This is a genomic window from Homoserinimonas sedimenticola (assembly GCF_026094475.1).
Lineage (GTDB): Bacteria > Actinomycetota > Actinomycetes > Actinomycetales > Microbacteriaceae > Homoserinimonas > Homoserinimonas sedimenticola.
Map to the genome: position 1 here is coordinate 888447 of NZ_JAPELL010000001.1, position 13364 is coordinate 901810.

General features: G+C 66.6%; 15 protein-coding genes and 1 tRNA gene. 9 read left to right on the forward strand and 7 right to left on the reverse strand.

The features are described from left to right. Window positions 1–80: 80 nt before the first annotated feature. Together otsB and OH146_RS04135 are read right to left on the reverse strand one after the other, a co-directional pair. Window positions 81–863 (reverse strand): trehalose-phosphatase, encoded by a 783-nt coding sequence (gene otsB / locus OH146_RS04130; protein ID WP_265157628.1) that lies wholly within the window; start codon window positions 861–863, stop codon window positions 81–83. After that, window positions 860–2332 carry an alpha,alpha-trehalose-phosphate synthase (UDP-forming) gene (locus tag OH146_RS04135; RefSeq protein ID WP_265157630.1) on the reverse strand — a complete coding sequence of 491 codons (1473 nt, stop codon included), beginning with the start codon at window positions 2330–2332 and terminating at the stop codon, window positions 860–862. The genes otsB and OH146_RS04135 overlap by 4 nt, the downstream gene beginning before the upstream one ends. Before the next feature lie 150 nt (window positions 2333–2482). On the opposite strand from OH146_RS04135, the gene OH146_RS04140 reads away from it, so the two are divergent. The 6 genes from OH146_RS04140 (at window position 2483) to OH146_RS04165 (ending at window position 6554) form a co-directional block, all read left to right on the forward strand. Beyond that, a complete protein-coding gene (locus tag OH146_RS04140; RefSeq protein WP_265157632.1) occupies window positions 2483–2671 on the forward strand; it encodes a hypothetical protein in 189 nt (62 codons plus the stop codon). A 2-nt stretch (window positions 2672–2673) separates the two neighbouring features. After that, entirely contained in the window at window positions 2674–3033 is a 360-nt protein-coding gene (locus tag OH146_RS04145; RefSeq protein ID WP_265157634.1) for a hypothetical protein, read from the forward strand. After that, on the forward strand, window positions 3030–4028 hold the full coding sequence (locus OH146_RS04150) for an aldo/keto reductase (protein ID WP_265157636.1): 999 nt from the start codon (window positions 3030–3032) through the stop codon (window positions 4026–4028). Before OH146_RS04145 ends, OH146_RS04150 begins: the two co-directional genes overlap by 4 nt. Before the next feature lie 138 nt (window positions 4029–4166). Further along, window positions 4167–4763 carry a flavin reductase family protein gene (locus OH146_RS04155; RefSeq protein ID WP_265157638.1) on the forward strand — a complete coding sequence of 199 codons (597 nt, stop codon included), beginning with the start codon at window positions 4167–4169 and terminating at the stop codon, window positions 4761–4763. A gap of 46 nt (window positions 4764–4809) precedes the next feature. After that, window positions 4810–5712, forward strand: coding sequence for a TerC family protein (locus OH146_RS04160; RefSeq protein ID WP_265157640.1), 903 nt, complete (start codon window positions 4810–4812; stop codon window positions 5710–5712). Between the two features lie 215 nt (window positions 5713–5927). Continuing rightward, on the forward strand, window positions 5928–6554 hold the full coding sequence (locus OH146_RS04165; protein ID WP_265157642.1) for a hypothetical protein: 627 nt from the start codon (window positions 5928–5930) through the stop codon (window positions 6552–6554). On the opposite strand, the gene OH146_RS04170 is transcribed toward OH146_RS04165, so the two are convergent. Next, complete coding sequence (locus OH146_RS04170) at window positions 6551–7210, reverse strand: DedA family protein (protein WP_265157644.1); 660 nt, start codon at window positions 7208–7210, stop codon at window positions 6551–6553. The two genes, OH146_RS04165 and OH146_RS04170, sit on opposite strands and share 4 nt — an antisense overlap. Window positions 7211–7328: 118 nt before the next feature. Here OH146_RS04170 and OH146_RS04175 point away from each other — a divergent pair, with 118 nt between their 5' ends. Next, window positions 7329–8231, forward strand: coding sequence for an SDR family oxidoreductase (locus OH146_RS04175; protein ID WP_265157646.1), 903 nt, complete (start codon window positions 7329–7331; stop codon window positions 8229–8231). Between the two features lie 7 nt (window positions 8232–8238). Here the strand turns inward: OH146_RS04175 and OH146_RS13880 are convergent, their stop codons facing one another. Both OH146_RS13880 and OH146_RS04185 read right to left on the reverse strand, forming a co-directional pair. Further along, complete coding sequence (locus tag OH146_RS13880; RefSeq protein WP_265157648.1) at window positions 8239–10035, reverse strand: sensor histidine kinase; 1797 nt, start codon at window positions 10033–10035, stop codon at window positions 8239–8241. A 162-nt stretch (window positions 10036–10197) separates the two neighbouring features. Then, window positions 10198–10270, reverse strand: a tRNA-Lys gene (locus tag OH146_RS04185). A 103-nt stretch (window positions 10271–10373) separates the two neighbouring features. On the opposite strand from OH146_RS04185, the gene bcp reads away from it, so the two are divergent. Then, entirely contained in the window at window positions 10374–10844 is a 471-nt protein-coding gene (bcp, locus tag OH146_RS04190; RefSeq protein ID WP_265157650.1) for a thioredoxin-dependent thiol peroxidase, read from the forward strand. Window positions 10845–10894: 50 nt separating this feature from the next. On the opposite strand, the gene OH146_RS04195 is transcribed toward bcp, so the two are convergent. After that, complete coding sequence (locus tag OH146_RS04195; RefSeq protein WP_265157652.1) at window positions 10895–11287, reverse strand: hypothetical protein; 393 nt, start codon at window positions 11285–11287, stop codon at window positions 10895–10897. A 233-nt stretch (window positions 11288–11520) separates the two neighbouring features. Here OH146_RS04195 and OH146_RS04200 point away from each other — a divergent pair, with 233 nt between their 5' ends. Further along, window positions 11521–11769 (forward strand): WhiB family transcriptional regulator, encoded by a 249-nt coding sequence (locus OH146_RS04200; RefSeq protein WP_265157654.1) that lies wholly within the window; start codon window positions 11521–11523, stop codon window positions 11767–11769. Window positions 11770–11869: 100 nt separating this feature from the next. Here OH146_RS04200 and OH146_RS04205 read toward each other — a convergent pair whose 3' ends face one another. Next, window positions 11870–13363, reverse strand: coding sequence for a sensor histidine kinase (locus OH146_RS04205; RefSeq protein ID WP_265157656.1), 1494 nt, complete (start codon window positions 13361–13363; stop codon window positions 11870–11872). Window position 13364 lies beyond the last annotated feature (1 nt).

Below are 13364 nucleotides of genomic sequence, written 5' to 3' on the forward strand. Positions count from 1 at the left end.
GCGGCGCGCGTACGCAAGGAACGTGGCGAGCGGCGAAAGTGCATCCATCCTACAGACGTGGATGCCGTGAGGATTCCGAATCAGGAATATTGGGTCGCGCGCTCCTCCGCGAGAAGGGCCAGGACTCGGGCCACGCCGGACGGGTCCTCGACGCGGAACTCGGCGGAGGTGTCACCGCCGCCGCACTTGAGCGACAGGTCGCCATCGCCGAGTGCGCGGAAACCGTCCTCGTCCGTCACGTCGTCGCCCGCGAACAGCACGGCCGTCGCGCGGGAGAACTCGCGCAGCATCCGCACGGCGTCGCCCTTCGTCGTCGAGCGCACCGAGAACTCGAGCACGTTGCTGCCGTGGCGTTCCGTCGTGTCGGGAAGCTCGGCGACCACGCGCTCGTGGGCGCTCGCGTTGGCGGAGGCCGCGACATCCGCCGCCACCCCGCGGCTGTGCAGTGCGAAGCCAGCGGGCTTGACCTCGACCCAGGTGCCCGGATGCTCGGCCGCGACTCCCTCGAGAATCTCCCGCAGGCGCAGCACGCCAGCCCTCTCCTGCTCGGTCAGCTCGACGCCCGGCTCTGCGTCGAGCCTGGTCTCGACGCCGTGGGACCCACTCAGCAGGGCGGATGCCGGCGGCGCAGCCACCTCAAGGAGGCTCGCCATCGCGCGCCCCGAGATGAAGGCGACACGCGTCTCCGGCAGCGCCGCGAGCCGCTCGACGGCGTCCCTCGCCTCGGGGAGGGCGCGAGCATCCTCGGGCCGGTCGACGAGCGGGGCGAGGGTGCCGTCGAAATCGAGAGCGACCAGCAGCCGCTCGCTGCGCGCCAGCTGGCGAATGGCGGAAGCGAGTCCGGACGAAATGTCGCCGCTCACGACCCGCCCTTGCGTCCGTTCGCCATGAGCACCTCGAGGAAGTCGGAAGACCACTTCGAGACATCGTGATCGAAGACCCGCTTGCGCATCGACCGCATTCGGGTTCTACGCTCCGCCCGCGGCATCTGGATGGCGCGAAGAATCGTCTGCTTGAGGCCGTCGATGTCGTGCGGGTTGATGAGCAGGGCCCGCTTGAGCTCGTCGGAGGCGCCCGCGAACTCGCTCAGCACCAGCACGCCGTCGTCATCGATCCGCGTCGCCGCATACTCCTTCGCGACAAGGTTCATACCGTCGCGTAGTGCGGTGACGAGCATGACGTCGGCCGCCAGATAGAGGGCGATCATCTCCTCGCGCGGGTAGCTCGTGTGGTGGTAGCTGATGGGAGCGTGGCCGATGTGGCCGTAGTCGCCGTTGATGCGACCGACCATGAGCTCGATCTCGTCGCGCAGCTGGCGATAGGCCTCGACGCGCTCTCGGCTGGGGCTCGCGACCTGCACGAGCGTGACATCCTCCACCTCGACGCGACCGTCGGCGATGAGCTCACCGAAGGCCTTCAGCCTGTGGCCGATGCCCTTCGTGTAGTCGAGGCGGTCGACACCCAGGATGACCTTCTTGGGGTTGCCGAGCTCCTCGCGGATCTCCTTCGCCCGGGCCTGGATGTCGGGGCGGCGGGCGAGCTCCTCAAAACCGAGCGCGTCGATCGAGATGGGGAACTGCCGCGCGATGACCGTGCGGAAGGGCTTGCCGCCCGCGATGGGACCGTGCGCCCGCACTCCGGGAGACTCGTCGACGAGGGGGACGTCGATCGTCGAACCCCGTGTGGGGAAGCCCTTGAGCCGGCGCACGGCGCGCGAGAAGTTGTTGGCGTCGGCGAGCCGCTGGAAGCCGATGACATCGGCACCGAGAAGCCCCTCGATGATCTGCGTGCGCCACGGCAGCTGCGAATAGATCCCGTACGGCGGGAAGGGGATGTGGTTGAAGAAGCCGATCGTGAGGTCGGGGCGCGTCTCGCGCAGCATCTTGGGCACGAGCTGCAGTTGGTAGTCCTGCACCCACACCGTCGCGCCCTGCTCGCTGGTCGCGGCCGCGGCATCCGCGAATCGCCGATTGACGCGCACGTAGGCGTCCCACCACTCGCGGTGATACTGCGGATGCGCGATCACGTCGTGGTACAGCGGCCAGAGCGTGTCGTTGGAGAAGCCCTCGTAGTAGAGGCGCACGTCCTCGCGTGACAGGGGCACGGGGACGATGCTGATGCCGTCGCTCTCGAAGGGCTCGATGTCGAGATCGGGCTGGCCCGCCCAACCGACCCACGCCCCATCCATGCGCTGCATGACGGGCTCAAGCGCCGTGACGAGGCCACCCGGGGAGTGCTGCCAGCGGGCCGAACCGTCAGGCTCGATGACCCGATCGACGGGAAGCCGGTTCGAGACGACGACAAAGGTATGGCGTTCGGCTGGGGCAGTCATTAAGGCGTGCTCCGTGTCTGTGACTTGTGTTCCTCGCTCTGGAGGATGAGGACGTGTCCTCCCTGTCAGGGTACCCCCATTGCTGGTCACGGGCTGGGCACTCGGGAGCACCGGGGGTAGCGTGGTCGGCGACCAGAGATGGGAGACCCAATGCGCAAGTTCCTCTTCAGCGGCAGCGTCATCTCCGCCCTCTTCGGCGGCGTGAGCGTCATCAAGCACACGAAAGACGGCCCATACGACTGGCGGCTCATCCTCATCTGGGTGCACTGGCTGGCGGCCGTCGGGATCGCCGTCGGCACCGTGATCCAGAATGAGAAGTCACGCGAACTGGAGCATTGAGCATGGACCGATGGAACGTGGGCCACTACGCGGCGGGGCTGGCACAGCTTTTCATCGCCTTCGTGGCCTTCAGCGTCTTCGCGCTCCTCGTATTCCTGCTCGTGCGCTTCCTGCTCGTCGCCACGAAGGCGGCCCAGATCTATGTGAACCGCCACGAGCCGCACGGCGGGCAGCCCACGAACGGCTACGGGGCGCCCACCCCCGGCCCGGCACCGGATGTCACGTCGGAACCGGCCCCTAAAGCCCCCGAGTCCGACTCTCCCCCGAGTTCCTCCGGCTCCGCCGACGCCTCGAAGCCGTCAACGGCCCCCGTCGCGAAGCCTCCGGCCAAGCCGCGCACGCCCAAGAAGTCGGCGGAGTGAGCCAGCAGAGCACCGAGGCCGCGCTGCGCCTCGACCCCGTCGGCTATGGGGCGATGTCGCTCGGGGGTGCGTACGGACCGATCGACGAAGCATCCGCCCAACACCTTCTCGCCGCCGTGCTCGACGCGGGTGTCTCGCACATCGACACCGCCAACATCTACGGTGACGGCTCGAGCGAGGAGATCATCGGCCGCTTCCTCCGCGGGCGCGACCGCGAGCAGGTCTTCCTGGCATCCAAGACCGGGCTCTCGATGGGGGCAGGTGTCGGCAGTCGCACCATCAGCGGTCGCAGGGAGACCATCCTCGCCAACATCGACGACTCCCTGCGTCGTCTCGGCACCGACCACCTCGATCTCTACTACCAGCACAGGGTCGACCCCGAGGTGCCCATCGAGGACACGGTGGGCGCCTTCGCCGAACTCGTGCAGGCGGGCAAAGTTCGCCATATCGGCCTTTCCGAGGCGACCGGTGAGGAACTGCGGCGGGCGCACGCCGTGCACCCCATCGCCGCCGTGCAGTCCGAGTGGAGCATCGTCAGTCGCGACATCGAGGTGCACGTCGTGCCGACCGCGGTCGAACTCGGCATCGCGGTCGTGCCCTACTCCTCCGTCTCACGCGGCCTCCTGACCGATTCCTTTGATGCGGATGCCGCGGCGCACGACATGCGCAAGGCATTCCCGCGCTTCCACCCCGAGAACCTGCCCGCCAACATCGCCCTCGCGCGGGAGGTCCGGTCGGTCGCGCGACGCCTTGGCCGCGCGACGGAGGAGGTGGCGATCGCGTGGCTTCTTGCCAAGGGGCGCTCCTTTGGCGCGACCGTCTCGGTCATTCCCGGCACCAGGAGCCCCGAGCATCTCGCCAGTAACCTCAGGGCAGCGACGCTCGAGCTCGGCCCCGATGACCTTGCAACGCTCGACTCGATCTCCGCGCGCGTGCGGGGTGCCCGGAGCGGTTCGCCCCAGTGGGTCTCGGGCGGGCGCGAAGGGCTTCTCTGAGCCGGAATGGCACCGAGCCGGCAGAGAAACGCAGCCGGGAATGTCACACAGCGCAACACCGTTAATCCCTTTCAGGCTATGGGGTGAGACTGGGGAGGAACCACGGCACCGCCACCGACTTCAGCAAGGGACGTCAGGATGACTCAGTACTCGGCAAGCAGGACCCACTCGGTCGGCGCCCACGCCGTCTCGCGTATCACCGGTGCCCGGCACGGCGAGGTGGGTGAGCTTGCGGCATCCGATGGTCTGAGCGCGGAGGAGTTCAAGGCAGTCTTCCGCAACCACCCCGCTGGCGTCGCCGTCATCACGGCGGATGCGGGCGAGGGTCCTGTCGGCCTCACCGCGACATCCGTCTTCTCGGTCAGTGCCGAGCCGCCACTGCTGGTGTTCTCGGTCTCGTCACAGTCGTCAGCGACGCCCACCATCCTGCGAGCCGACACCCTCGTGGTGCATCTGCTCGGTGTCGACCAGCTCGATCTCGCGCGTCTGTGCTCCACGAGCGGAATCGACCGTTTCGCTGATCGCTCGCGCTGGGATCGCCTCATCACGGGCGAGCCCTACTACCTCGGCACCGACAGCTGGATCCGCGGTCGCGTCGTGCAGCACATGGAGGCGGGCAATTCGACCGTCATCGCTGTGCACGCCCTGCAGTCTCACCGGGCCGAGGAGCCATCAGCGCCACTCGTGTACCACAACCGCACGTGGCACGGCCTCGGGGATCACTCCACCGTCTGAGCACGGCGGGCGCCTCTTTGAAAGTCGTCCCGCTAGCATCTGGACCGTGGACTTCTCATTCGACTTCACCCCAGAGCTCCTCGTCGCGTTCCTGACGCTCTTCGTACTGGAGATCGTGCTGGGGGTCGACAACGTCATCTTCATCTCGATCCTCGCGAGCAAGCTGCCCGTGGAGCAGCAGGCGAAGGCTCGCAACCTGGGCCTCACCCTCGCGATGGTGACCCGCATCGGCCTTCTCTTCGCCGCCGGCTGGATCATCTCGCTCACCGCCACTCTCTTCGAGGTCTTCGGCAACGAGATCTCGGGGCGCGACCTCGTGCTGATCCTCGGCGGGCTCTTCCTCGTCTACAAGGCGGTCACCGAGATCCACGAGAAGCTTGAGGGCAAGGAGTCGCACGGTGCGGGCCGCGTGAAGACCGTGACCTTCGGGGCTGTGCTCGCGCAGATCCTCCTACTCGACATCGTCTTCTCCTTCGACTCCGTCATCACGGCTGTCGGCATGGTCGACAACATGGTCGTGATCATCGCCGCGGTCGTGCTCTCCTTCGGCCTCATGCTCTTCGCGGCCAAGTACATCTTCGGCTTCGTCAACCGCCACCCCACCGTCAAGATGCTCGCGCTCGCGTTCCTCATCCTCATCGGCGCGTTCCTCATCGCCGACGGCCTCGACGTGCACATCGACAAGGCGCTCATCTACGGCCCCATGGCATTCGCGGTCGGTGTCGAGGTGCTCAATCTGCTCTACCGTCGCCGCCAGGCGAAGCTCGCAGGCGAGGAGACCGAGCCGGTGCACCTGCGGCACAGCTACTCGAAGGCGGACCCGACGGATGCTGTTGCCGCAGCATCCACTCGGTCACCCGATGCCGGTGCAGTCGGTCTCTCCCGCAAGCCGATCACGGTGCATGGGACACTCAGAGACACGACGAAGGACATTGGCGGCGCCGGTTAGTTCGCGGAGGCTGCCTGGCTCTCGATGGCCTTTCATTTGCGGATTCGATTGAGGGGAGGATGCTCGTGAACGCACTGGCGAGAGCGCAACGAACCCAGCCCGGCTCTGTTGTGCGCTGGGATCGCATCGAGCGCGAGGCGTTCGCCGCGCATCCGCACGTTCTTGATGGCGAGCCACAGAGGAAGCGGACGCGCACTCTGCCTTGGTGGCATTGGGTGTACGTAGTCCCGATCTCGGTGATCGCGGCCGTCGTGCTCGGCTCGCCGATCTGGGGGTACGTTGCGATTGCGGCTGACGGGTCTCGCTTTGCCACTGCGGCACCCGACTCCGACCCCGCTGCGACCATACCCGTGGCCGGAAGCATGTTCCTGGCAACCTTCCTTTCCCTTGCGATCCTGGCGATCGCTTGGCTCGTTGGAGGACGCCGTTTCGATGGCTTCACCTTCGGGTATTCGCTGGTCGCGCTCGTACTCGCCCTCATGGCATCGTTGTCGATCTCCGCGCGGGGACGCGCTGCCGAAGTCGCGTCGTGGGAGTTCTGGGTCATCCCTCCGATCGCGTCGGCCGCCCTTGGCGCCCTGCTTGCCCTCGTGATGTTCGTGCTGAGATTGCGGCACCAGGCGAGCGACTCACTGTCGTTCAAGGCCGCCAACCTCCTCGCCGACCGGAGGGATCGACTCGCCAGCATCAGCGCCGATGAGACGGCGCGGATACGCTCCGACCTCGAGGCGGCGATCGCCGACTTGGAGCAGCGCGGTGTCATCACCCCTGCAACGGCAGCGCGGGCCCGTGAGATCGAGCTAGGCGGGCTCGGATTACGGATGCCGCGCAAGGCCCGCTAGTCACCCTGTTGTGCGCGCCGGCGCCGGATGCGCCGGATCACGAGCCATCCGACGACGCCGACCAGCGCCGCGACGACAGCCGCGTCAAGCACCCAGGAGTACTGGTCGATCAGCTGATACTGCGTGCCGAGTAAGGCTCCTAGCCCGACAAGGAGCCCGTTCCACAGTGCAGTGCCCGCGATCGTGAACAGGCTGAAGCTCGCGACCCCCATCTTCTCAGCACCGGCAGGCAGAGAAATGAGGCTGCGCACGCCCGGAAGAAGCCGCCCGAAGAACACGGCGGGCCGCCCGTGCCTCTGGAACCAGCGCGAGGCCTTCTCGAAGTCCTCACGGTCGACGAGAGGGAGCTTCGATAGGAGGCGGATGGAGCGCTCCTCCCCGATGCGCCGCCCCAGAGCGTAGAGCGCCAGCGCGCCGAGGTAACCGCCTGCCGTCGCGGCGATGAGAACGAAGACGAAGTTCATGCGCCCCTGCTGGGCGAGGAAGCCCGCGAGCGGGAGCACAACCTCGCTCGGAATGGGCGGAAACACCGTTTCTACGAGGGTGAGCACACCCACGCCGACCTCACCGAGCGTCTCGAGCACGGTTGCGGCGGCACCGACGAGACCGCCGAGGTCGGTTGCTGACTCACCTTCGGCCTGGAGTGCAGTCATCATGTGGCCGCAGGCTACCTCGGAATCCTAGGCCCGCTTTCACCCACCACTCGGGCTTGCGGGCTACCGTGCCTGGCTACGTGATCCCTCATCGAGACCACACGATCAAGAGGAGACGAGAATGGCACCCACACCAGACCAGCTGACCTTCACCGATCCGGTGACCCGCTACCCCAAGGTGGAGCCACCCAAGCAGGATCAACCCGAGCCGGGCCTCGACGCCGATCTGACGCCGCAGGTCGACCACGGTGAGAGCACCTATCGCGGGACGGGTCGCCTCGAGGGGCGCCGCGCACTTGTCACCGGTGCGGATTCGGGCATCGGCGCGGCCGTCGCAATCGCCTTCGCCCGCGAGGGCGCGAATGTCGCCATGTCGTTCCTTCCCGAAGAGGAGGAGGATGCTCGGCACGTCGCATCCGTCATCGAGGAGTCCGGCCGCACCGCCGTGCTCATCCCTGGGGACATCTCCGATTCGGCCTTCTGCCGTGAGCTCGTGGCCCAGGCCGTCGACGGGCTCGGTGGACTCGACATCCTCGTCAACAACGCGGGACGGCAGATCTTCTGCGAGAAGCTCGAGGACCTCAGCGACGAGCAGTTCGACAACACCTTCAAGACCAACGTCTACGCGATGTTCTGGATCACGAAAGCAGCGCTGCCGCACCTTCCTGCCGGATCCTCCATCATCAACACGACGTCGATCGAGGCGTACATGCCGGCACCGATCCTCATCGACTACGCGACGACGAAGGCGTCGATCAACGCCTTCACGAAGGGTCTCGCCCAGCAGTTGGCGCCCCGCGGCATCCGAGTGAATGGTGTCGCCCCCGGGCCCATCTGGACGCCCCTGCAGGTCACCGAGGGACAGCCGAAGGAGAAGCTGCCGGAGTTCGGCTCGTCGACCCCGCTCGGTCGCGCCGGGCAACCCGCCGAGCTCGCGCCCGCCTATGTGTTCCTCGCCTCGCCCGAGTCGAGCTATGTCATGGGCGAGACGCTGAACGTGAACGGCGGTATGCCCTCACCGTGAGAGGCGGCTATTCCGCCAGTTGAGCCGCGAGGGGCTCGGAAGGCGTCGGCGTCGCGGCACTGACGGGCAGTGTGATGTAGAAGGTGGTGCCCTCGCCGACCGTCGACGTGACGGCGATGTCTCCGTCGTGAGACTGCACAATCTCACGCACGATCGAGAGACCCAGCCCCGTGCCGGGCACGATGTTCTCTCGTGCGGTCGAGGCTCGGAAGAAGCGCTCGAACAGGCGCGGCAGCTCGTCGGCGGGGATGCCGATACCCGTGTCGGCGATCGTGATCGTGACCGCGCGCATGCCCTCATGAAGCACTCCGACCATGACCTCGACGTGCACCGTGCCGTTCGCCGGGCTGAACTTCACGGCGTTCTCCATGACGTTCGTGAAGACGCGCTCCAGCTGGCCCTCATCGCCCTCCACGATCACGAGGTCGTCACAGTCGATATCGATGCCCACGCCGCGAGAGGCCGACAGCGGCCTCAGCGCCAGGGCGGCGCGCCTGAGCATCGGACCGACCTCGACGGCGGCGAGAGCAGGGGCGGCCTTGCCCGCCTCCATGCGCGCCATCATGAGCATGTTGCCGACGAGGTTCTCGAGCCGACGCGCGCTGCGTTCGGCGACGCGCAGCAGGTCTTTCGCCTCACCAGGGATGGGCCCCCCAGAACCGTCCAGCACGAGCTCGAGAAAGCCGAGGATTGACGTTAGCGGCGTGCGCATCTCGTGGCTGACAGTGCCGATGATGTCACTCTTGGACTTGTCGAGTTCCTTCAACCGCTCGACGACCTGCTCCTGCCCTTCGATGAGACGCGCAAGAGCCGCCTGCCGGAACATGACGGGGATCGCGGCGAGCGCGACAGTGGCTGCCGCGAGAACGAGAGCGACCGCGGGCACAGTCACCTGGGTGCCGAGCACGAGGACCCCGAGACCGGCCAGCACTGCGAGAGCGGGAATGGGGAGCACCCGCACCATCGAGGCCTTCGCGCGAGGCTGAGGTTCGCATTGGCCGACGCCGATGACCCACCATGCCGCGAACGTCACGGCGGCGCACCAGAACACGTCGAGAGGCGTCCCTCCCAGATAGGCGTCGTTGTAGTCGAGCAGCGCGTAGGCGATATCGGCCCCGGTGAAGAGCAGAAGGCCGACAACGAGGAACAGCCAGCGGGGCCCCATCCGGAGCACAGGCGAGGCGGAGACCGCCACAATGACGGCGATGAGCAGGATGTCGAAGAGGGGGTACGCCGCGGTGATCGCCCCCTCGAGGAATGACCCCCCAGTCACCGCATACTCGAAGAGTGGAGAGAGAATGACGGCGAGCACCGCGGATGCCCCGAGCACGGCGATGAGACTGTCGAAGGCCACGGAAGCAGTCGCCTTGCGCGACTGGCGCCGCACGAGCACGACGAGGGCCGCGAGCGTGAGCGGGTAGTAGAACAGGTAGCCGATGTCGGCGAGTGCGGGAGATGGCAGGTACCCCGTCTCATCCATCGCCAGCATGTAGTGGGTCTCGCCCAGGCTGTTGAAGGTGATGCCGATCGCCGCCAGGGTCACGTCCCATCGCGCGAACCTGGTCTGCACGGCGACGATCCAGAAGATCGCTGTCGCAAACCACTCAATCGTCAGGGTCAGGATGATGTCGACCGAGGCCGGCTGCGGTGCGCCGGGCAGCAGAAGCACAGCGAGATAGCCGACGTTGGCCACAATCGCGACGCCCATGAGGGCACGGATGACGCGGTCAAGCGCCCCCGCGGCGCGCGGCTGATTCTTCGCGGGTGGCCGCGAGGCGTCCACACCGGTCGTAGCTGAACGCACCGCATTGGCATGAGGCATTTTTCCCCCGAACTAGTAACTCCCCATTGTTGCTCAAGTCGGAGAAGCCGTTGTACCCCAGTTCAGGTGGCGTTTTGTACCCCACCCAGGGAAAGGCGGGAAAGAAGAAGCCCCACGCTTCACGAGAAGCGCGGGGCTTTGCTGTACACCCCCCGGGACTTGAACCCGGAACCCACTGATTAAGAGTCAGTTGCTCTGCCAATTGAGCTAGAGGTGCATGGCGGCGAAGCGAGCTTCAGCGCCGAGGAACAAGATTAGCATGAGTAGCGGGCGTCGTCGAAACCGCCCCCTCCCCCGATCATTCCCCCGCAAGGAGAACCATGCCCGAGACCCTGCCCGCCGTCGGAGACACCGCCCCCACCTTCACCCTTCCCGACCAGGACGGTTCCGAGGTATCGCTCTCCGATTTCGCCGGCCGCAGGGTCATCGTGTACTTCTACCCTGCCGCGAGCACGCCGGGCTGCACGACGCAGGCGTGCGACTTCCGCGACAGCTTGAGCTCGCTGGCATCCGCCGGCTACGCCGTGCTGGGCGTCTCGAAGGATGAGCCCGCCAAGCTGCAGAAGTTCCGCGATGCCGAGGGCCTCACCTTCCCTCTCCTCAGCGATCCCGGACTCGAGGTGCACAAGGCCTACGGCGCGTGGGGCGAGAAGCAGAATTACGGCAAAACGATCGAGGGCACGATCCGCTCGACCTTCGTCATCGGGGAGGACGGCACGATCGAGCACGCCCTGCGCAACGTCAAGGCCACGGGGCACGTCGCCCGCATCCGCAAGCTCCTCGAGGTCTGACCGTGGAGATGCGACCCCGGAGACGTGAGCCGGGGGGCGGATGCTTCGCCCTACGCCGGGCGGGCGGTTGCCGCCAGCACGGGCCGCGTGAAGGCGAGCACGATCGCGACGATCGAGGGGGCCAGTAGAGCCCACGCCAGGTCGGGACGCGCCGTCTCCCCCTGCAGCAGCCCCACTGCCACTGCGATCTGAAGCAGCTGCCAGACGACGACGCCTGCGCGCACCCAGGGCGCCCCGCGGAGCGTGTTCAGCGTGAGCGCGAAGAGCCAGGCCGTGGCGATGAGGGCAATGACGAGCAGGGCGATCGCGGAGGCGTAGGACGTCGGGACCTCGACGACCAGCTCGATGATGAGAAACACCGAGATCCCCCCCAGAAGGAGGCACTCGAGACCGACTATGAACGCGAGCAGGAGGAGCGCGAAGGGCCGACGACCAGCGTTCACCGGGGGTTCATCGCCTAGCACATCAATATTTCGCTCTGCGTTCACAGTGTTTCCTTAGGGAAAAAATCGTTGATCTTCGACAACCGATATGAGAGTCTATTGGAGGCAAATTTCAGCCCTCACAGAGCAGTGAGCAGTTGCCGAGAAACCCAATTCTCCCCCTTTTCACCCGAGGTTTTTCTGTATCGCTGCGCGATCTGTGAAGGGTCGCGCTCACCTAAGGAGCAACACGCATGGATTGGCGCGATTCCGCCGCATGTCTCACGGCTGACCCCGAGCTCTTCTTCCCGGTCGGCAACACCGGTCCCGCCGTGGACCAGATCGAGAAGGCAAAGTCGGTCTGCGCTCGCTGCAGCGTGACCGAGATGTGCCTTCAGTACGCCCTCGAGACCAACCAGGACTCGGGAGTCTGGGGCGGCCTCAGCGAGGACGAGCGCCGCGCGCTCAAGCGCCGCGCCGCTCGCGCCCGCCGCGCCTCCTAGACGCAACACTCTCCACACACGAACACCGGCCCACTAGAGATGGTGGGCCGGTGTTTTGCGTCTGGTTCGAAGTCCTGCGCCCCGCGGTCGCGCCCGCCGGTCAGTCTCGCTCGATCCAGCCGAGCGGGATCTCGATCGTCACCTCGGTTCCACTGCCCATAAGGGTGTGCCAGTCGATCGTTCCGCTCAGCTCGCCCTGGATGAGGGTGCGGACAATCTGCGTGCCGAGGCCGGCACCCACTCGGCCCTCGGGGAGGCCGCTTCCGTTGTCGCGCACGCGCACCCGAAGCATCTCGAGCGTGCGCTCGACGACGATCTCGACCTGCCCCTCACGGTCGGCGAGACCGTGCTCGACGGCATTCGTCACGAGCTCGGTGAGGGCGAGGGCGAGCGGCGTCGCATAGGCGCTCGGCAGCTCGCCGAAGCTCCCGTCGAACTTCGCGGTCGCCTTCGTGCCGTGGTTGGAGGCGACCTCCGCGATGAGGCGCAACACGCGCTCGAAGACAACGTCGAAGTTGACGTTCTGGGTCAGGCCCTCGCTGAGGGTGTCATGCACGACCGCGATCGCTTCGACGCGGCGCATCGCCTGGCTCAGAGACTCCCGCGCCTCCTCGCTGTGCGAGCGACGCGCTTGGATGCGCAGCAGGGACGCCACGGTCTGCAGGTTGTTCTTGACCCGGTGGTGGATCTCGCGGATCGTGGCATCCTTCGTGATCAGTTCACGCTCCTGATGCCGGAGCTCCGTGACGTCACGGCAGAGCACGATCGCGCCGACGCGCTCGCCCCGCTCTCGGATAGGAATGGCGCGCAGGGTCACGGTGACTCCGCGCGCCTCGATGTCGGTGCGCCAGGGTGCGCGGCCCGTGACGACGAGCGGCAGTGATTCGTCGACGATGAGCTTGCCCGCCAGCAGTTGCGTCGTCACCTCGGCGAGGGACTCCCCCTCGAGCTCTCCCGAGAAGCCCATGCGGTTGAAGGCAGAGAGGCCGTTGGGGCTCGCGAAGGTCACGTCACCATCGACGTCGAGACGCACGAGACCGTCGGATGCTCGGGGTGCGCCCCGGCGCGGCCCCGCCGGCGCGGCCAGATCGGGGAAATCGCCGCTCGCGATCATGCGGAACAACTCGTTGGCGCATTCATTGAACGTCAGCTCCTGCCGACTCGGGGTGCGCGCCTCGCTCAGATTCGTGTGCTTCGAGATGACGGCGATCGGATGCTCGGTCGTCTCGGGTGCGCTCGCCGAAAGCCTGCGGAAGACAGGTACAGCCCGCACCCGCGTGGGCGTCTCCTCATACCAGTCGGGTGCCGAGGAGTCGACGATCTGCCCGCTCTCGAAGGCATCCGTCACCTGCTTCTTCCACTCAGGCTTGACCGGCTGCCCCACGAAGTCGCGGTAGAACAGCGTGGCAGAGCTCGAGGGTCTCGCGTGCGACACGGCGATGAAGCCGCCATCGGCCGAGGGCACCCAGAGCACGATGTCGGCGAAGGCGAGGTCGGCCAGCAGCTGCCAGTCCCCGATGAGCAGGTGGAGCCACTCGATGTCCGCCTCACTGAGGCGACCCTGGGCACTGACGAGATCGGAGAGCGTCGACACG